General features: G+C 72.4%; 17 protein-coding genes. 10 read left to right on the top strand and 7 right to left on the bottom strand.

Annotation, left to right across the window (positions count from 1 at the left end; all coding sequences use genetic code 11):
• The first annotated feature begins 86 nt into the window (after positions 1-86).
• The 6 genes from AB0D93_RS03175 (at position 87) to AB0D93_RS03150 (ending at position 6,287) form a co-directional block, all read left to right on the top strand.
• Positions 87-884, top strand: coding sequence for an acetoacetate decarboxylase family protein (locus AB0D93_RS03175; RefSeq protein ID WP_362112034.1), 798 nt, complete (start codon positions 87-89; stop codon positions 882-884).
• The gene (locus tag AB0D93_RS03170; protein ID WP_362112031.1) at positions 884-1,768 is read left to right on the top strand and encodes an SDR family NAD(P)-dependent oxidoreductase; all 885 of its coding nucleotides are present in this window, start codon (positions 884-886) and stop codon (positions 1,766-1,768) included. The genes AB0D93_RS03175 and AB0D93_RS03170 overlap by 1 nt, the downstream gene beginning before the upstream one ends.
• Before the next feature lie 12 nt (positions 1,769-1,780).
• Positions 1,781-3,064 carry an amidohydrolase family protein gene (locus AB0D93_RS03165; RefSeq protein WP_362112028.1) on the top strand — a complete coding sequence of 428 codons (1,284 nt, stop codon included), beginning with the start codon at positions 1,781-1,783 and terminating at the stop codon, positions 3,062-3,064.
• A complete protein-coding gene (locus AB0D93_RS03160) occupies positions 3,061-4,290 on the top strand; it encodes an amidohydrolase family protein (protein WP_362112024.1) in 1,230 nt (409 codons plus the stop codon). Before AB0D93_RS03165 ends, AB0D93_RS03160 begins: the two co-directional genes overlap by 4 nt.
• A 68-nt stretch (positions 4,291-4,358) precedes the next feature.
• A complete protein-coding gene (locus AB0D93_RS03155) occupies positions 4,359-5,069 on the top strand; it encodes a VIT family protein (protein WP_362112021.1) in 711 nt (236 codons plus the stop codon).
• Between the two features lie 168 nt (positions 5,070-5,237).
• Positions 5,238-6,287, top strand: coding sequence for a zinc-dependent alcohol dehydrogenase family protein (locus AB0D93_RS03150; RefSeq protein ID WP_362112018.1), 1,050 nt, complete (start codon positions 5,238-5,240; stop codon positions 6,285-6,287).
• 4 nt (positions 6,288-6,291) lie between these two features.
• Here AB0D93_RS03150 and AB0D93_RS03145 read toward each other — a convergent pair whose 3' ends face one another.
• The 4 genes from AB0D93_RS03145 to AB0D93_RS03130 form a co-directional block, all read right to left on the bottom strand.
• Positions 6,292-7,302, bottom strand: a complete 1,011-nt coding sequence (locus AB0D93_RS03145; RefSeq protein ID WP_362112015.1) for a CopD family protein — start codon at positions 7,300-7,302, stop codon at positions 6,292-6,294.
• A gap of 100 nt (positions 7,303-7,402) precedes the next feature.
• Positions 7,403-8,779 carry a CoA transferase gene (locus tag AB0D93_RS03140; RefSeq protein ID WP_362112011.1) on the bottom strand — a complete coding sequence of 459 codons (1,377 nt, stop codon included), beginning with the start codon at positions 8,777-8,779 and terminating at the stop codon, positions 7,403-7,405.
• Positions 8,780-8,827: 48 nt separating this feature from the next.
• Positions 8,828-10,354 carry a S8 family serine peptidase gene (locus AB0D93_RS03135; protein ID WP_362112007.1) on the bottom strand — a complete coding sequence of 509 codons (1,527 nt, stop codon included), beginning with the start codon at positions 10,352-10,354 and terminating at the stop codon, positions 8,828-8,830.
• A gap of 89 nt (positions 10,355-10,443) precedes the next feature.
• Positions 10,444-11,973, bottom strand: coding sequence for a S8 family serine peptidase (locus AB0D93_RS03130; protein WP_362112004.1), 1,530 nt, complete (start codon positions 11,971-11,973; stop codon positions 10,444-10,446).
• A gap of 261 nt (positions 11,974-12,234) precedes the next feature.
• On the opposite strand from AB0D93_RS03130, the gene AB0D93_RS03125 reads away from it, so the two are divergent.
• From AB0D93_RS03125 to moaA, 3 genes are all read left to right on the top strand, one after another.
• On the top strand, positions 12,235-12,591 hold the full coding sequence (locus AB0D93_RS03125; RefSeq protein WP_362112001.1) for a DUF485 domain-containing protein: 357 nt from the start codon (positions 12,235-12,237) through the stop codon (positions 12,589-12,591).
• Positions 12,588-14,213, top strand: a complete 1,626-nt coding sequence (locus tag AB0D93_RS03120; RefSeq protein ID WP_362111998.1) for a cation acetate symporter — start codon at positions 12,588-12,590, stop codon at positions 14,211-14,213. Before AB0D93_RS03125 ends, AB0D93_RS03120 begins: the two co-directional genes overlap by 4 nt.
• A gap of 154 nt (positions 14,214-14,367) precedes the next feature.
• A complete protein-coding gene (gene moaA, locus AB0D93_RS03115; protein ID WP_362111995.1) occupies positions 14,368-15,357 on the top strand; it encodes a GTP 3',8-cyclase MoaA in 990 nt (329 codons plus the stop codon).
• On the opposite strand, the gene AB0D93_RS03110 is transcribed toward moaA, so the two are convergent.
• A complete protein-coding gene (locus tag AB0D93_RS03110) occupies positions 15,354-15,572 on the bottom strand; it encodes a hypothetical protein (RefSeq protein WP_362111992.1) in 219 nt (72 codons plus the stop codon). The genes moaA and AB0D93_RS03110 overlap by 4 nt on opposite strands.
• Positions 15,573-15,789: 217 nt before the next feature.
• Positions 15,790-16,182, bottom strand: coding sequence for a DUF3099 domain-containing protein (locus tag AB0D93_RS03105; protein WP_362111989.1), 393 nt, complete (start codon positions 16,180-16,182; stop codon positions 15,790-15,792).
• A 203-nt stretch (positions 16,183-16,385) separates the two neighbouring features.
• Here AB0D93_RS03105 and AB0D93_RS03100 point away from each other — a divergent pair, with 203 nt between their 5' ends.
• A complete protein-coding gene (locus tag AB0D93_RS03100) occupies positions 16,386-16,673 on the top strand; it encodes a GlsB/YeaQ/YmgE family stress response membrane protein (RefSeq protein WP_362111986.1) in 288 nt (95 codons plus the stop codon).
• Between the two features lie 121 nt (positions 16,674-16,794).
• Here the strand turns inward: AB0D93_RS03100 and tyrS are convergent, their stop codons facing one another.
• Positions 16,795-18,063, bottom strand: coding sequence for a tyrosine--tRNA ligase (tyrS, locus tag AB0D93_RS03095; protein WP_362111983.1), 1,269 nt, complete (start codon positions 18,061-18,063; stop codon positions 16,795-16,797).
• Positions 18,064-18,104 lie beyond the last annotated feature (41 nt).

Genomic DNA, 18,104 nt, shown 5'->3' with positions numbered 1-18,104 from the left:
GTCCGCACGCGTGCCTTTACCCCGCACGGAGACTGCTGTAACTGTGTTACAGGTGACGGTCCGTCAGGAGAAGGGCGGTACGGCGTATGGCACGCGTACGGTACGGAGCACGGACCGAGCGGGAGATCGCCGCCACGCGCACCGCGAGCGCGCGGATTCCCGGCGTCTGGTCCACCGGGGTGGTGGCCGTCTGGGAGACCGACCCGGACGCGGTCGCCGCGGTCCTGCCCCCACCGCTGAAGCCCACCGGCAGTCCGCTCGTCCGGGTGAACATCAGCAAGGTCGACCTGCCCGGATACCCGCTCGGCGCGGGCTCGTTCGCGGTCGCCGCCGCGCACGGCACGGTCGAGGGCTGGTACCCGCTGGTCATGCCGATGACCCACGAGCGCGCCCTCACCGGCGGACGCGAGGTGTTCGGCGAGCCGAAGAAGCTCGGCGAGGTGACGGTCGAGCGCGACGGCCCCGGCGTGCACGCGGCCCTGGCCCGGCACGGCGTCGCGTTCGTCGAGGTGCGCGGCACGGTGAGCGGGGAGCTGCCCGTGCCCGAGCCCGCCCGCAGGACCGACTTCTACTTCAAGTTCCTCCCCGCCGTGGACGGTTCCGGCTTCGACACCGGCCCGGTGCTGGTGCACTGCGTGCGCCACGAGGAGGTGCGCCGGCTGGAGCGGGTCGCCGGGGAGGTCGTCCTGCGCGAGTCGGCGTACGACCCCGTGGCCGACCTTCCGGTGCTGCGGCTGCGTGAGATCACCGTCGGCGAGAAGACCAGCGACCAGAGCGGCCGGGTCGTCGAACAGGTCGACGCGCGGGCCCTGTTGCCCTACCTCCACCAGCGCTACGACGATCCGCTGCAGATCCTCGACGCGCCGCCCGAGGGGAGCGCCTGATGGACCTCGGAGCCGGGCAGGTCGCCGTCGTCACGGGCGCCGCGAGCGGGATCGGGCTCGCGATGGCCCGGCGGTTCGCCGCCGAGGGGCTGAAGGTGGTCCTCGCCGACGTGGAGGAGGCCGCGCTCGGCAAGGCGGCGGCCGCCCTGCGCGCCGAGGGCGCCGACGTGCACGCGCGCGTGGTCGACGTCGGCGAACGCGCCCAGGTCGTGGAGCTGGCCCGGGCGGCGTACGACACCTACGGCGCCGTGCACGTCCTGTGCAACAACGCCGGCGTCGGCTCGGGCGCCGAGGGCCGGATGTGGGAGCACGACCCCAACGACTGGCGGTGGGCCTTCGCCGTCAATGTGTGGGGGGTCTTCCACGGCGTCCAGGCGTTCGTGCCCAGAATGATCGAGTCGGGTCAGCCCGGTCATGTCGTCAACACGTCCTCCGGCGACGGCGGCATCGCACCCCTCCCGACCGCCTCCGTGTACGCGGTCACCAAGGCGGCCGTCGTCACCCTGACCGAGTCCCTGTACGCCCACCTGAAGGCCGAGCACACGCGCGTGGGCGCCTCCGTGCTCTTCCCCGGCCCCCACATGCTGCGCACCGGCCTGTGGGAGTCGCACCGCAACCGACCCGCCCGCTACGCCAAACAGCGCCCGCGCACGACCCCGTACCGCAGCCTCGGCCAGTGGGAGGCGGCGATGCGCGCGGCCGGCGAGGAGGTCCGCTTCACGCCCGTCGAGGAGGTCGCCGAGCTGGTGGTGGACGGCATCCGCGCCGACCGCTTCTGGCTGCTGCCCGCGAGCGAGCACAGCGACGCCCAGATCCGCGCCCGGGCGCGGTCGATGCTGGACCGGGCGAACCCGTCGTACCTCGAAAGCTTCGTCCTGGACTGAGAGGGGGCCGTGATGAGCACCGACGACCCGTACCTGATCATCTCCTCCGACTGTCACGCCGGGCTGCCCACCGAGGAGTACCGGCCCTATCTGGAGTCCCGTTTCCACCGGGACTTCGACGAGTTCCTCGCGGGCCGTGACCGGCGCCGCGAGGAGATGACCCGGCTCGGCATCCGCAACGAGGCGTTCGCCGACCGGTGGTTCCGGGACAACGAGGAGGGCCTGCGCGGCGGCTGGGAATCCGCACAGCGCCTGAAGGAGCTGGACGGGGACGGCGTGGCCGCCGAGGTGGTCTTCCCCGACGCGGACGCCGTCGACAGCCGTACCGCGGCCCCCTTCGGTGTCGGCCTCGGCCTGTCCGGCGACCAGGACCCGGAACTCGGCATGGCGGGCGCGCGGGCGCACAACCGCTGGCTCGCCGAGTTCGTCTCCGAACACCCCGAACGGCACTGCGGAGTGGCCCTGCTGCCGGTCACCGGAGAGGTGTCCGAGGTCGTCGCCGAGGTCCACCGGGCCCGCGAGTCCGGTCTCGGCGCCCTGATGATCCCGGCGATGTGGGCCGGCAAGGAGCCGTACCACGACCGCCGTTACGACCCCGTGTGGGCGGCCGCCGCCGAGTGCCGCATGCCCGTGCTCACCCACTCCGGCGCCGCCCCGCGCGAGGAGTACGGCGACCACCTCGGCATCTATGTGAGCGAGGTGACCTGGTGGCCGGCCCGGCCGCTGTGGTTCCTGCTGTGGTCCGGCGTTTTCGAACGCCATCCGGGCCTGCGCTTCGGGGTCGCCGAGTCCGGGTGCTGGTGGCTGCCGAACCTGCTGTGGTTCATGGACCGCCTGTACCTCGGCGCGCACGGCGGCAAGAAGCTCTCCCCGTTCGAGGAGCTGAAACGCCCGCCGCACGAGTACCTCGACCGGCAGGTGTTCGTCTGCGCCACCAACACCAAGCGGCGCGAGCTGGCCCAGCGCTACGAGATCGGCGTCGACAACATCCTCTGGGGCAGCGACTTCCCGCACCCCGAGGGCACCTGGCCCGACACGCGCGCATGGCTGCGCCGCACCTTCCACGACATCCCCGTCACCGAGACCCGCCGCATGCTCGGCCTCGCCGCCGCCGAGGTCTTCGGCTTCGACGTCGACGAACTGGCGCCGCTGGCCCGCCGCATCGGCCCGACCCCGGCCGACCTCGGCCAGCCGGACGACCAGCCGGCCGTCGAGGCGTCCTGGGCCCGTTCCCGCGAGACGGGCCGGCACTGGCTGACGGACAACGACTTCCCGGTACTGGGGAGGGTCCGGTGAACGACGACCGCTACACGGTGATCTCCGCCGACTGCCACGCCGGCGCCGACCTCCTCGACTACAAGCCGTACCTGGAGAAGCGGTACCACGACGACTTCGACGCCTGGGCCGCCACCTACGTCAATCCCCACGAGGACCTGCTCTCCGACTCCGCCGACCGGAACTGGAACTCCGAGCGGCGCCTCGCGGAGCTGGAGGCGGACGGGATCGTGGCGGAGGTGATCTTCCCGAACACCATCCCGCCGTTCTTCCCGTCGGGCTCCCTCATGGCCCCGCCACCCGGCCCCGAGGACTTCGCGCGCCGCTGGGCCGGGCTGCGCGCCCACAACCGCTGGCTCGCGGACTTCTGCGCGGCCGCGCCGGGCCGCCGGGCGGGCGTCTTCCAGATCCTGCTCGGCGACGTCGAGGAGGCCGTCGAGGAGATCCGGTGGGCCGCCTCGGCGGGCCTGAAGGGCGGTCTGATGCTGCCCGGCACCCCGCCCGGCTCCGGGCTGCCCGAGCTGTACTCGCGGACGTACGACCCGGTCTGGGCCGCGTGCGCGGAGCTGGGCCTGCCCGTGAACCACCACGCCGGCTCGGCCTCCCCGCCGCTCGGTGAGGAACCGGCCGCACGCGCGGTGTTCATGGTGGAGACGACCTGGTTCTCCCACCGCGCCCTGTGGCACCTGGTGTTCGGCGGTGCCTTCCGCCGTCACCCGGAGCTGAGACTGGTCCTGACCGAACAGGGCTCGGGCTGGATTCCCGGCGTGCTCGGCATGCTGGACTACTACCACGGCCGTCTGGTCGCGGCCGCCTCGCGGGCCGACACCGCCGAGGCGAAGTTCGGCGTCGGCCTGGCCGACGGCATGGGCGCGCCGCCCTCGCAGGTGTGGCGGGACAACTGCTTCGTGGGAGCCAGTTTCATGCGCCCGCACGAGGTGCCGCTGCGGGACCGCATCGGCGTCGACAAGATCATGTGGGGCAGCGACTACCCGCACGACGAGGGCACGCATCCCCACACCCGCGAGGCCCTGCGGTTCGCCTACGCGGGCGTTCCGCGTGCGGAGGTCGCGGCCATGCTCGGCGGCAACGCGGCCCGCGTCTACGGCTTCGACCTCGCCGTCCTCGACCCCGTCGCGGCGAAGGTGGGGCCCGCGGTGACCGAGGTCGCCGAGCCGCTGACCGAACCCCCGGCGGACGCGACCAGTCCGGTGTTCGCCCGGGGCGCCTCGCTCCGGGTCTGGTGACGGCGGGCGGACCGGCCGGTGAGCGTCGGTGTGGCAGCGGCGGCCCCGGGGGTGGGATCCTCCCTGCTGTGACGCAACCCACCCACGACGAGGCCCACGGGGGTGCGCTCGGCTCGCGGCTGAACTGGCTGCGGGCCGCCGTGCTCGGCGCGAACGACGGCATCGTCTCCACCGCGGGAATCGTCGTCGGTGTGGCCGGCGCGACCCAGAGCCGGTCCGCCCTGCTCACCGCCGGGCTGGCCGGCCTGCTCGCCGGGTCGATGTCCATGGCGGCGGGCGAGTACGTCTCCGTCTCCACCCAGCGGGACTCCGAGATGGCGGCGCTGGCCGTGGAGAAGCGGGAACTGCGGGAGCAGCCGGAGGCCGAGCTGCGGGAGCTGACCGCGCTGCTCCAGGAGCGCGGCCTGTCCCGCGAGGTGGCCCGCGAGGCCGCCGAACAGCTCACCGCGCGGGACCCGCTGCAGGCGCACGCGCGCGTGGAGCTCGGCATCGACCCGAACGAACTGACCAACCCCTTGCACGCGGCCTGGGCGAGCTTCCTCGCCTTCACGGTGGGCGCGCTGCTGCCGCTGCTGGCCATCGTGCTGCCCCCGGCCGGCCTGCGGCTCGGTGTCACCGTCGGCTCCGTGCTGGCGGCGCTCGTCCTCACCGGATGGACCAGCGCCCGGCTCGGCGCGGCGGACCCGGGGCGGGCGGTACTGCGCAACGTGGTGGGCGGGGCGCTGGCGATGGCGGTCACCTATGCGGCGGGCCGCCTGCTGGGCGCGGCGGGCGTCTGACCCGCGCGGGGACCTGGGCGGCAAGGGGAGCCGGCGGTGCCGAAGGGGCACCGCCCGCACGCTCCTGCCCTCGGCGCGCGGTCCGCGCGGGCGGCGGCGTACCGTGAGGCTGCGCTCGACCACCCCCAGAGCGGCACCGTACGACCCCGCACGAGAAGGATCCTCGCCATGCGCGCCACCACCATCCACGCCCCGTACGACATGCGCGTGGAGGACGTGCCCGACCCCGTGGTGGGGGTGCCCACCGACGCCGTGGTGCGCGTGCTGCGTGCCTGCATCTGCGGCAGCGACCTGTGGGCCTACCGCGGCGAGGCGGCCCGGCAGCCGGGCCAGCGCATCGGGCACGAGTTCCTCGGCGTCGTCGAGGAGACCGGCTCCGAGGTGGCCACCGTCCGGCGCGGTGACCTGGTGGTGGCGCCGTTCATGTGGTCCGACGGCGTCTGCGACTACTGCCGCGAGGGCCTGACGACGTCCTGCGAGCACGGCGGTTTCTGGGGCTCCGTCGGCTTCGACGGCGGCCAGGGCGAGGCCGTGCGCGTGCCCTTCGCCGACGGCACCCTCGTCCGGCTGCCGAAGGACGCGGCCTCCGACGACCACCTGCTCTCCGCCCTGCTGACCCTCTCCGACGTCCTCGGCACCGGCCACCACGCGGCCCTCGGCGCGGGCGCCCGCCCCGGCGCCACGGTCGCTGTCGTCGGTGACGGCGCGGTCGGCCTGTGCGCCGTCCTCGCCGCCAAGCGGCTCGGCGCCGAGCGGATCATCGCGCTCGGTCGGCACGAGGTCCGCACCGACATCGCGTGCCGCTTCGGGGCCACGGACGTCGTCGCCGAGCGCGGGGACGCGGCCGTGGAGGCCGTCCGTGCGCTCACCCGCGGCCAGGGCGCGCACGCCGTGGTGGAGGCCGTCGGTACGGAACAGTCGATGCGGACGGCCGTCGGCATCACCCGTGACGGCGGCGCGATCGGTTTCGTGGGCGTGCCGCACGGCAGCGGCACCGGCCTCGACCTCGGCGTCATGTTCGACCACAACATCGCCCTGCGCGGCGGCGTCGCCCCGGTCCGCGCCTACATCCCCGACCTGCTCCCCGACGTCCTGAACGGCACGATCGACCCCTCCCCGGTGTTCGACATGACCGTCGGCATCGAGGGCGTGCCCGAGGGCTACAAGGCCATGGACGAGCGCACCGCCCTGAAGGTGCTCGTCACCAACGACCGATAGCCGGTCACGACCAGCGGATCGGCAACGGCAGCGCCGTCAGCAGCCCCGACACCGCGACGACCGCGCCCAGCGCGACCACCTCGGCCCGCGCGGGCACGGACGCGGTCAGCGGGTCGGCCGCGCGGCGCAGCCGGATCCGCGCCCACAGGGCGAGCAGCGCGACGGCGGCGACCAGGACCACCTTGGCCACCAGGGTGCGTCCGTACGCCGTCGTCGTCAGCTGCTCCAGGACCGTGGCCGGCGGCATGCGGCGCAGCGCACTGCCCACGCCCGTCGCGGTGACGGCCGCGAGCAGGACGGCCGCCACGCGCGCGTAGCGGCCGAGGAGCGCGGCCCCGGCCGGGCCGCGGCGCCACAGCCGGATCATCCGCAGGGTGTGCAGCAGGCCACCGGTCCACAGGGCCGCACACGTCAGGTGCACCGACGTCAGAGCGGAGCCGAGCAGCGGGCTCTGCTCGGTCGTGGGGTGGGCGCGCAGCGCCTCCGCCGCCACCACCGCGGCCAGCGGCCACACCTGTGCCGCCTTCCGCCGGGAGCACGCGCACAGGGCCGCCGCCAGAAAGGCGTTGACCTCCAGCAGGGCCACCTTGCCCTCGCGCGAGCCGTACAGGCCGCCGACGTCGATCTGGCCGGGACTGTGCGGGACCAGATCGCCGGCCGACACCACCGAGGCGAGCGCCAGCGCGGCCACGAGACCGGCGGCCGTGGTGAACGGGGCCCAGCTGCGCGGCCGTTCGGGCGGGACGCCGGGCAGACGGCGGGCGAGCCGGTGCACGAACAGCTCGCCGAGGGGCACGCTCAGGGCGGCGAACAGCACCGCGCGCAGCAGCCCGATGCCGCCGGTCCCCGGCGCGGCGGCCTCCCCGGTGCCGTGCAGCGCCGCCGACGGCCCGAGCAGGGGGATCAAGGCACCCGGCGCCACCAGGGCCAGCAGGGCGACGGCCCGTCCGGCGCCCGAGCGCCGGACGGGGCCCTCTTCGTCGGTCGCCTCGGCGGCCGGTCGTAACGAGCTCACCCCGTGATCTTCGCCAGCCGCCGCAGAACCGGGCAAGTCCCGGAAAACAACTGGCAGTACGGAATTCCACGGACACGTACGTTTCCGGCCGCCCCGGCGCTCACCGCCAGCGGGCGCCGTCCGACCCCCACGGCACCGGGGGCCGCGCCCAGTCGGCGGGGCCGCCCGCGAAGGACACCGGTGGCAGCGCGTGCCGCAGCCGGCCCAGCGGACCGTCCGTCTCCGCCAGCCAGGCGTCCGGGCCCGCGTACGGCGCACCCGCGGCCGCGGTCGGCCGGATCCCGTCGGTGAGCCAGTGCGCGGTCCGGGCCAGCGCCAGCCGCACCCACCGGCCGCCCCCGTCGTACGACTGCTCGGTCAGCGCCCGCAGCACGGCCGCCGCCAGGAGGTAGCCGGTGCCGTGGTCCAGGGCCTGCGCGGGCAGCGCGCCGGGCTCCCCGGCCGAGCCCTCGGTCGCCGCGATGCCGGTCGCGACCTGCACCAGGCTGTCGAAGCCGCGCCGCCCGGCCCAGGGACCGTACGCCCCCCAGGCCGAGACCTGCGCCACCACCAGCCCGGGCCGGCGCGCGAACAGCGCCTCGGGGGAGAGCCCGAACCGGTCGAGGGCGCCCGGCCGGTAGCCGGTGACGACGACGTCGGCCGAGGCCAGCAACTCCTCGAAGGTGTCGCGGTCGGTGCCCAGGTCGAGCGTGGCGGACCGTTTCCCGAAGCCCGTGTCGGCGTGCTGGTCGGGCAGTTCGGGCAGCCAGGGGGCGTCCAGGCGGAGCACGTCCGCGCCGAGCAGGGCGAGGGTGCGGGTGGCGACCGGGCCGGCCAGGACCCGGGTCAGGTCCAGCACGCGCAGCCCGGCGGCGGGCAGCAGGGGAGCGGCCGACGGATCCAGCGGTGCGAGTGCGCGCGCGGGTGCCGCGGTGGCCCGCTCGCGCTCGACGAGGGGCCGGGCGGCCACCTCGGCGGCCTGCTCGTGCGCCTGCCACTCCTTCGGGGTGCGCAGGGCCACGGTGAGACCGCCGCCGGCATGGACCGCGTCCTCGGCCTCCAGCGCGGACAGTCCGGCGAACCGGGCGGCCACCGCCTCCACCGAGGCGTCCGCCGGCAGGCCCAGCGCGCCGAGCAACCGGGCCCGGTGATGCGGGTAGTTGGCGTGGGTGCGCACCCAGCCGTCGGCCGTCCGCCAGAACCGCGACAGCGGCGCGAAGGAAACCGGAGCCCGCCCGTCGACCAGCAGGTTCCGTTCGCTGTGGAAGGCGGCCGCCACGGCGCCGTCGTCGACCCGGACGCCGGGCACCTCGGCGCGGCCCGCCCGGCGGGCCGCGAGTTCCGCGGCGGCCAGCGCGCAGGCGCCGACACAGGCACGGGCGAGCTCCTGTACGGGAAGGCGCGCCTGGAGCGCGCCCTCCCGCACCACGGTGGTGAGCCGCGTGAGACGGGCGGGATCGCCGCCCAGAGCGGACCACGCGAACTTGATAGCAGTCATGACTGCACTATGCAGTATTGACTGAATCAAGATATGGAGGAGCCGCCTCTACCCGGTCACCGCGGCCAGCGCGTCCGCCGTGCCGAAGCCGTAGAAGCCGTTGTAGTTCCTCGCCCCCTCGCACACCGCGTCGACCTTGCCGTCACCGTTGATGTCGTACGGGTCCGTGCACGGCGTGGCGTGGGCCTCCGCGTACAGCAGCGCCTTGACGAGCGAGGCCGGAGCGTGCGGATGGGTTGACTTGATCAACGCGGCGACGCCGACGACGTGCGGCGTCGCCATCGACGTACCGGCCATGTAGCCCCACTTGCCGCCCGGCAGCGGGCCCAGGATGAGACCGCTGGTCGCCGGGGGCTCCGGCTTCTGGTAGGCGGTCGAGTCGCCGCCGGGTGCGGCGATGTCGATCACACCGAGGCCGTAGTTGGAGAAGGACGACTTCAGGCCCTTCGCGCCGGTCGCCGCGACCGTCACGACACCCGGCAGCTGGGTCGGTATGTCGTAGCAGGTGTGCGGGTCGATCACGCGGTCCGACGGGGTGCCGTCGTTGGGGGAGACCGGGTCGGTGATCGAATGGGACGCGAGGTCGTAGTTCTCGTTGCCCGCCGCCGCGACGTTGACCGTGCCCTTCTTCTCCGCGTACCGCGAGGCCCGGGTGATGGCGTCCACCAGCGCCTTCTGGTCCGGGTCGGTGGTGCAGTTGAAGTACCACGGGTCGGTGTAATAGCTGTTGTTGGTCACGTCGACGTGGTGCTCGGCCGCCCACACGAAGCCGCAGACGACGGCCTCGGTGTAGAAGTACCCGTCCGGGTTGGCGACCTTGATGCCGGCCACCTTCACACCCGGCGCGACGCCCGTGATGCCCACGCCGTTCTTCGCAGCCGCGATCTCACCCGCCACGTGTGTGCCGTGCGGGCTCTCCGACGCGCTCGGACGCCAGGCGCCGTCCGTCGTGTCGGGCTTGCCGGAGACGCAGTTGGCGGACGCCGCGCGGTCGAAGTTGGGCGCGATGTCGGGGTGGGTGTCGTCGACGCCGGTGTCGATGACCGCGACCGTGACGTCCGGGCTGCCCAGGGTCTTCTCGTGCGCCTTGTCCGCCCTGATGGCCGGCAGGTCCCACTGCAGTGGCTCCAGCGGGTCCTGTCCGCCGGTGGCCTCGGCCTCGGCCCCGGCCACCTGCTCGGCGCTCAGCACCTTCGGGGTGCCGACGTCCGTGGTGGACTGGGCGGGCAGCGGCGCGTTGCGCGTGGCACCGGCCGAGTCCACCCCGCGCACCGCGCGGATCTCCTCGGCGAAGTCCGGATTGGCGGAGTGGGCGACGATCACACCGATCCGGTCGTACGCGATCACCACCGAACCACGGGCCTCGGTGATCGCCTTCTGCACGTGCGCCGAAACTCCGTTGCCCGGGCGGACGTTGACGACGTAGCTGAGCACGGGCCCGTCGGCGGTGGCCGTCGGGGTGGTGGTGTCGGCCGCGGAGGCGGTGACGTTCGGCAGGAACGCGAGTGCCGTGGCCAGGGCCATCCCGGCCGGGACGGCGAGGGCGCGGCGGTAGCGCGACTTGGGCGCTGTCATGGGTCAGTTCTCTCCAGTTCGTTCGCGGTACGAGCGTGCCGTGCGGGAAGTCCGGGAGGGACGCGGCTGCTTGACGGGCCAGGTGCCGGCTACTCGACCGCACGCAGCGCGTCGACCACGCCGAAGCCGTAGAAGCCGTTGACGCGTGTGCCGCCGACGCAGGTCGCGTCCACGACCCCGTCCCCGTCGCCGTCGTACGGGCCGCTCGGGCAGCCCGGGTTGTCCGCCTCGGCCTTCAGCAGTGCCTGCAACTGGGCCGGAGTGGCGTGCGGATGCGCCGACTTCAGCAGCGCGGCGACCGCGGCCACGTGCGGGGAGGCCATGGAGGTGCCCTGGAGGAAGCCGTACTGGCCGCCCGGCAGCGTGGACAGGATGCGGCCGTTCTTCGACGGCGTGTCCGGGATCTGGTACTTGTCGCCGCCCGGCCCCGCCACGTCGATCACGCCCTGGCCGTAGCTGGAGTAGTACGACTTGGCGCCCTTCACGCCCACCGCGCTCACGGTCACCACACCGGGCAGCTGGGTCGGCACGTCGAAGCACTCGTGCGGGTCGACCGTGCGGGTGGTGGCGGTCGAGTCGTCGGGACTGGAGTCGTCCGTGAGCGCGTGCGCGTCCAGGTCGTCGTTGGAGTTGCCCGCCGAGGCCACGTTGAGCGTGCCCTTGCGCTGTGCGTACAGCTGGGCCCTGTTGACCGCGTCAACGATGGCACGTTGATCCGGGTCGTCCATGCAGTTGTACATCCACGGGTCAACGTAGTAGCTGTTGTTGGTGATCTGGATGCCGTGGTCGGCGGCGAACACGAAGGCGCAGACCACGCTCTCCGGGTAGAACAGCTGGGTCGAGTCCGGCTGGGCCACCGTGATGCTCGCGACCTTCACGCCCGGCGCCACACCGGCCACGCCTATGCCGTTGCGGGCCGCGGCTATCTCACCGGCCACATGGGTGCCGTGGTAGTGGTCGGCGTCCGCCGGGCGCCACGCGCCGTAGGTCGTGTCCGCCTTGCCGCTCACACAGTTCGCCGACTGGGCGGCGGAGAAGTTCGGGGCGATGTCCGGGTGGGTGTCGTCGACGCCGGTGTCGATGACGCCGACGGTCACGCTCCTGCTGCCCGGGTCGATCCGGGCGGCCTTGTCGGCGCCGATCGCCCGCAGATCCCACTGGTCCGCCTCGAAGGGCTCCTCGCCCGCCGTGGCGCCGCCCGCGAGCTTCGCGGCCTGGGCCTTCGACAGGACCTGGACCGCGCCCTCGTCGGTCGTCCCCGCCGCACTCAGCGGCGCGGTGCGCGTGGCGCCCGCCGATTCGACCCCGCGCACCGCCCGCATCCGCGCGGAGAAGTCCGCGTTCGCGGAGTGCGCGACGATCACACCGATCTTGTCGTAACTGGCCACGACGGTACCGCCGTTGCGGACGATCTCGCGGCGCACCGACTCGATCGTGCCGTGATCCGTACGGGTGTTGACCACGTACGCGAGGTTCGGTCCGTCGTCCGCCGCCCGCGCCGCCCGGGCCGCGGCGGGCGCCGCGGACGCCGCCGTCGGCAGGAAGCCGAGCGAGGCGGTCAGCGACAACACGACGGGCACGGCGAGCGCGAGCCGGCGTCTGGAACGCAGATGAACCATGGGATCTCCACTTCATCCGGATACGAAACCGCCCGAGACACAGGTGGTTCTCGGGCAGGTACATGACGGGGTGGTGCAGGCAGAAGCTATCTCCACGGCTCACCGGACAGCAATGACTTGGCAATGGCTCTCCCAGACCGCTTGCGAAACAACTCATAGGACTTGAACCGGTTCTCGCGTGGCGCCGTGGACCTCGGACAGGGAGCGCCAGCACGATCGAGCTCCCCGTCCGTCATCGCATTCGCAACGCGAGGAGACTCCGTGGCCACCGAGACACCGCCCCCCGCGACACCGGGGGTCCCACTTCCGTCCACCGAGGAGTTCGCCGAGGTGCAGCACAGCGCGGAGTTCGGTGAACTGCGCCGCGCCCACCGTTCCTTCGCCTTCCCGCTGACCATCGCCTTCGCCGCCTGGTACCTGCTGTACGTGCTGCTGTCCAACTACGCGGGCGGCTTCATGGGCACCAAGGTGGCCGGCAACATCAACGTGGCCCTCGTCCTGGGCCTCGCCCAGTTCCTCACCACCTTCCTCATCGCCTGGTGGTACGCGCGGCACGCCGCCGCCAAGCTCGACCCCAAGGCGGAGGCCATCAAGTCCCGGATGGAGGGCGGCGCATGATCCCCGCAACGCACACCCTGCTCGCCGCCGGCGAGGCGAGCCAGCACCGGCCGCTGATCATCACGCTGTTCGCGGTGTTCGTCGCCGCGACCCTCGTCATCACCGTCTGGGCGGGCCGCCAGACCAAGGACGCCGCCGACTTCTACGCCGGGGGACGCCAGTTCACCGGTTTCCAGAACGGTCTCGCCGTCTCCGGCGACTACATGTCCGCCGCGTCCTTCCTCGGCATCGCCGGCGCCATCGCCCTCTTCGGCTACGACGGCTTCCTGTACTCGATCGGCTTCCTCGTCGCCTGGCTCGTCGCCCTGCTGCTGGTCGCCGAACCCCTGCGCAACTCCGGCCGCTACACCATGGGCGACGTGCTGGCGTACCGCATGCGCCAGCGCCCTGTGCGCACGGCGGCCGGCACGTCCACCATCGTGGTCTCGATCTTCTACCTGCTCGCCCAGATGGCGGGCGCGGGCGTCCTCGTCTCCCTCCTCCTGGGCATCACCAGCGACGGCGGCAAGATCGGCATCGTCGCCCTGGTCGGCGTCCTGATGATCGTGTACGTCACGATCGGCGGTATGAAGGGCACCACCTGGGTCCAGATGGTCAAGGCCGTGCTGCTGATCGCGGGCGCCCTGCTGCTGACCTTCCTGGTCCTGCTGAAGTTCCACTTCAACATCTCCGATCTGCTCGGCAGGGCCGCCGACAACAGCGGGAAGGGCTCCGCGTTCCTGGAACCGGGCCTGAAGTACGGCGCCACCGGCACGACGAAACTGGACTTCATCTCGCTCGGCATCGCCCTGGTCCTGGGCACCGCGGGCCTGCCGCACATCCTGATCCGCTTCTACACCGTGCCCACGGCCAAGGCCGCGCGTAAGTCCGTCATCTGGGCGATCGGCCTCATCGGCGCCTTCTACCTGATGACCCTCGCCCTCGGCTTCGGCGCGGCGGCCCTGATCAAGCCGGACGAGATCATCGCCTCCAACAAGGCGGGCAACACGGCGGCCCCGCTCCTCGCGCTGCACCTGGGCGGCGTCGACTCCGACTGGGGCGCCATCCTGCTCGCCACCATCTCGGCGGTCGCCTTCGCCACCATCCTCGCGGTCGTGGCGGGCCTGACCCTGGCGTCGTCCTCGTCCTTCGCCCACGACATCTACGCGAACGTCATCAAGCGGGGCCGGGCCACCGAGAAGCAGGAGGTCGGCGCCGCCCGCTGGGCGACCGTCGGCATCGGCGCGGTCTCGATCGTCCTCGGCGCCCTGGCCCGCGACCTGAACGTGGCCGGCCTGGTCGCGCTGGCCTTCGCGGTCGCCGCCTCCGCCAACCTGCCGACGATCCTCTACAGCCTGTTCTGGAAGCGGTTCACCACCGCCGGCGCCCTGTGGTCGATCTACGGCGGCCTGGTCACGGCGGTCGGCCTGGTGCTGTTCTCCCCGGTGGTCTCCGGCAGCCCGGCCTCGATGTTCCCCGACGTCGACTTCCACTGGTTCCCGCTGGAGAACCCCGGCATCATCTCCATCCCCGTCGGATTCCTGCTCGGTGTCGTGGGCACCTTGCTGTCGAAGGAGGTTCCGGACGCCGGCAAGTACGCCGAACTGGAGGTGCGCTCCCTGACCGGCACCGGAGCACACTGACGTTCCTACGACGGCCGCGTCGTGAAGGCGCTGTAGGGTCCTACGACGCGGCCGTGCCCCACCTCGTCGGATCGGGCCGCTGTCTATGTCGGCGGCGTCACGTAGGCTCGCCCATGACGGAACATAATGGCTCGGGATCGAGGGAGGGGGCCACGTGCTCATCGACACCTACGGCCGGGTGGCCACCGACCTGAGGGTCTCGCTGACCGACCGCTGCAATCTGCGCTGCACGTACTGCATGCCCGAGGAGGGCCTGCAGTGGCTGGCCAAGCCCGATCTGCTCACGGACGACGAGATCGTCCGCCTCATCGACATCGCCGTGCGGACGCTCGGCATCGAGGAGGTCCGCTTCACCGGCGGTGAACCCCTGCTGCGCCCGGGCCTGGCCGGCATCGTCGAGCGGGTCGCGGCCCTGTCCCCGCGCCCCCAGATGTCCCTCACCACCAACGGCATCGGGCTCAAGCGCACCGCGGCCGCCCTGAAGGCCGCCGGCCTGGACCGGGTCAACGTCTCGCTGGACACCCTCCGCCCGGACGTCTTCAAGACCCTGACCCGCCGCGACCGCCACAAGGACGTCCTCGAAGGCCTGCAGGCCGCGCGCGAGGCAGGCCTGACCCCGGTCAAGGTCAACTCGGTCCTGATGCCGGGCCTGAACGACGACGAGGCCCCCGACCTGCTCGCCTGGGCGGTGGAGCACGACTACGAGCTGCGCTTCATCGAGCAGATGCCGCTGGACGCCCAGCACGGCTGGAAGCGCGACGGCATGGTCACCGCCGGCGACATCCTCGCCTCCCTGCGCACCCGCTTCGACCTCACCCCCGAGGGCTCCGACGCGCGCGGTTCCGCACCGGCCGAGCGCTGGCTGGTCGACGGCGGCCCGCACCGGGTCGGCGTCATCGCCTCGGTCACCCGCCCCTTCTGCGCGGCCTGCGACCGCACCCGCCTCACGGCCGACGGCCAGATACGCACCTGCCTGTTCGCGACCGAGGAGACCGACCTGCGCGCAGCCCTGCGCTCCGACGCGCCGGACGAGGAGATCGCCCGCATCTGGCGGCTGGCGATGTGGGGCAAGAAGGCGGGGGCGGGCCTGGACGACCCGTCGTTCGTGCAGCCGGACCGGCCGATGTCCGCGATCGGCGGTTAGGCCCCTTCGGGCTCCTGCCAGTCCGCGAACCTCACCACGTCCTTCAAGAACCCCCGCACCCCCAGGAACTGCGAAAGATGCTCGCGGTGCTCCTCGCAGGCGAGCCAGGTCTTGCGCCGCTCCGGGGTGTGAATCTTCGGGTTGTTCCACGCCAGCACCCATACGGCAGCGGCTCGGCACCCCTTGGCGGAGCAGATCGGTGTCTCGTCACTCACAGGTTCGTCTCACAGAAAAGGGGCCGGAACAAGGCGACGCCGAGCAGCCACGGGGGGAGCTGCCCGGCGTCGGTCCGTCGCTCCGACGGGGGATGCGGAGCGCGTACGCAGTATGTCACGGGTACCCCGCCGCCCGGCACCGGAACTGCACGATTGATCTGAGCTTTTCTTGAGCTTGACGGCCGGCGGCATTCCGCTTCCGCCACGTCCGCCGGGGTCACACGGCGTCGGGCCGCTCACCGCCCGCCGCCGTCGGACGGGCCGCCGCATCCTCCGGAACGGATTCCGCCCGCGCCTCCTCGGCCCGTGGCGCGGTGATCATCGGCGGGGTCGGCGCGGTGATGAACGTCGAGGGGAGGGACGGCGGCCGCTCCCGGCCGGCGTTCGCGATCACGACGGCGATATAAGGGAGCAACGCACCGGCCACGAGGGCGACGACGGCGACATAGCGCTCGACGTTCCACAGGGAGACAGCGAGGATCACCGACGCCGTGCGGATCGTCATCGAGATGACATACCGCCGCTGCCGGCCCCGCACGTCCTCGGCCAGACCCGTCCGGGCGCCGGTGATCCGGAACACCTGGACGCCGCCCCCGTGCTGTTTCCGCATCACATTCCACCATCCGCCCGCATCGGACACTCCCCGGCCTTTCCACGTTACGCCGCGGCTGCGCCGCCTACGAGACCGGGTCGGCCGCTGCCTGCGGTAACGCCGTCGGCCCTGCCGCGCACGGGGTAACCCGACATGCGCCGTACGGCCCATCCGCCCACACTGGCCGTAATGCTCACGTCGAGCCGTACGAGGAGGCAGCCATGGGCTGGTTGTGGGCGATCATCGTGGGATTCGTGCTGGGTGTCATCGCCAAGGCCGTCATCCCGGGGAAGCAGCACAGCCCACTGTGGCTGACCACCATCTGCGGCATTCTCGGCGCCATCGTGGGCAACGCGGTGGCCCGCGCCGTGGGCGTCGCCTCGACCCGCGGCATCGACTGGAGCCGCCACATCTTCCAGCTGGTGGCCGCGATCATCATCGTCGCGGCGGTCGACGCCCTCTACATGGCGACCCTGGGGAAGCGGAAGCAGGAGAGAGCCGGAGCCTGAAAGCGCTCTGGAGCGCGGCGCCCCGAATGGGGCGCGAGGCCGTACCGATGTGCGGCTCCGCCGGGGGCGTGAGCAGCCACGACGAAGCCGCACTCCGCGGACCCCCCACGCCCCGACGGCGTTATCCGGCCACAACCTCCACCGCGGCAAGGTTCTTCTTCCCCCGCCGCAGCACCAGCCACCGCCCGTCCAGCAGCTCCCCGGCCGACGGCACCGCGTCCTCGGAAGCCACCTTGACGTTGTTCACGTAGGCGCCCCCCTCCTTCACGGTCCGCCGCGCCGCGGACTTGCTGGCCACCAGACCGACCTCGGCGAACAGGTCCACGACCGGACCCAGCTCGGCGACCTGGATGTGCGGCACCTCCGACAGGGCGGCCGCCAACGTCCGCCCGTCCAGCTCCGCCAGCTCGCCCTGCCCGAACAGGGCGCGGCTCGCGGCGATCACCGCGGCCGTCTGGTCGGCGCCGTGCACCAGCGTCGTCAGCTCCTCGGCGAGCGCACGCTGTGCGGCCCGCGCCTGCGGACGCTCCTCGGTCTGCCGCTCCAGCTCCTCGATCTCCTCACGGGACCTGAAGCTGAAGATGCGCAGGAACTTCGAGACGTCCCGGTCGTCGGCGTTGACCCAGAACTGGTAGAACGCGTACGGCGTCGTCATCTCGGGGTCCAGCCACACCGTGCCGGACTCGGTCTTGCCGAACTTGGTGCCGTCCGCCTTGGTGATCAGCGGGGTGCCGAGCGCGTGCACCACGGCGTCCTGCTCGACCCGGTGGATCAGGTCCGTGCCCGAGGTGAGGTTGCCCCACTGGTCGCTGCCACCGGTCTGCAGCGTGCAGCCGTACCGCCGGAACAGCTCCAGGAAGTCCATGCCCTGCAGGATCTGGTAGCTGAACTCGGTGTAGCTGATGCCCGCGTCGGAGTTCAGGCGCCGGGACACGGCCTCCTTCGCGATCATCTTGTTGACCCGGAAGTGCTTGCCGATGTCCCGCAGGAACTCGATCGCCGACAGGCCCTGGGTCCAGTCCAGGTTGTTGACCATCACCGCGGCGTTCGGGCCGTCGAAGTGCAGCAGCGGCTGGATCTGGGCGCGCAGCCGCTCCACCCAGCCCGCCACCACCTCCGGTGCGTTCAGCGTGCGCTCGGCCGTGGGCTTCGGGTCGCCGATGAGACCCGTGGCACCGCCGACCAGCGCCAGCGGCCGGTTCCCGGCCTCCTGGATGCGGCGCATCGTGAGGATCTGCACCAGGTTGCCGAGGTGCAGGCTGGGCGCGGTCGGGTCGAAGCCGCAATAGAACGTGACGGGGCCGTCCGCGAACGCCTTGCGCAGTGCGTCCTCGTCCGTGGAGAGGGCGATGAGCCCACGCCACTTCAGCTCGTCGACGATGTCCGTCACGGTTCTCGTGTCTCCTTGGTGATCTTCGGGCAGCCGGGTGA

The sequence above is a fragment of the Streptomyces sp. NPDC048191 genome (assembly GCF_040652655.1).
Classification (GTDB): domain Bacteria; phylum Actinomycetota; class Actinomycetes; order Streptomycetales; family Streptomycetaceae; genus Streptomyces.
This window is presented reverse-complemented; position numbering and strand designations above follow the sequence as displayed.